This is a genomic window from Actinomadura bangladeshensis, from assembly GCF_004348335.1.
Taxonomy (GTDB): Bacteria; Actinomycetota; Actinomycetes; order Streptosporangiales; family Streptosporangiaceae; genus Spirillospora; species Spirillospora bangladeshensis.
Map to the genome: position 1 here is coordinate 1 of NZ_SMJW01000574.1, position 832 is coordinate 832.

Consider the following 832-nt stretch of genomic DNA (forward strand, 5'->3'; position numbering starts at 1 on the left):
CGGATGCCGAGAGTGAAGGGCGCACCGGAACTCCAGGTCACTCTGGGGCCGCGAGCCAATCGATGGCCGGTCGGCGTGACGGTGGCCGGTCCTGTGGTCGCGCTGCTCATCGTCGCATCCACACTGCCCGACGCCATGGCCAGGAGATCCGGCGTTCCGATGTCGACTGCTCTGTTCTATGGCGGCGGTGGGCTGGTCGTTGGCCTAGCCGGTCTCATCTGGGCTATCTACGTCCATAGGACACGGCTCATCGTCACCATGAGAAGCGACGCCGTCGTGTTGCGTCGACGTCACGCTGAGGCAGCGCTTCTGGCGAGCGGCGTGTGTGCCATCGGGATCACTTGGCCCATCAGCGACCCGACGTGGACGCTTTGGTATGACCCGGCGACGGGGTCGGGCGTCGACGCCGTGGCCAAGGTAGAACGGCAAGGCCACGAGGCGACCGCCACTCTGCTGCGGGACCGATCGCTGCCCGTCGGCTGGCTCGAGGCCGTCCGGTCCGCCACCACGGAAATCCTCGGCGGCGCCTGGCGCATCCTGGACGATCGGGTCAGGAGGTCGCAGAGCCGTCGCGGGACGCGCTGGTCGAGGCCGATCGCGTTCTCCTGGACGGTGAAGGCCGCTACCGCAATGAGCACAGAGGCGCCCTCCTCACCCAAGCCTGCGGCCGACTGAGCCTTTTCCATCTTGATCGTGCTGGTCACAGGCTTGTTGCGGTAGGCGGATCCGGTCGGTGACGCGGCGAGGCCCCTGGTAGATGCGAAGTCGACCAAAACAACCGCACTGCCAGGAGCCTCTGGTGCTGTTCTACCGCGCTGCGCTGGATCTGTCG

The 832-nt window shown here is 66.7% G+C and carries 1 protein-coding gene; it reads left to right on the forward strand.

All coding sequences use genetic code 11. The features are described 5' to 3' along the window. Positions 1-675: hypothetical protein (locus E1284_RS40935; RefSeq protein ID WP_207924264.1), on the forward strand; the 675-nt coding region annotated here is incomplete at its 5' end. Positions 676-832: the final 157 nt, after the last annotated feature.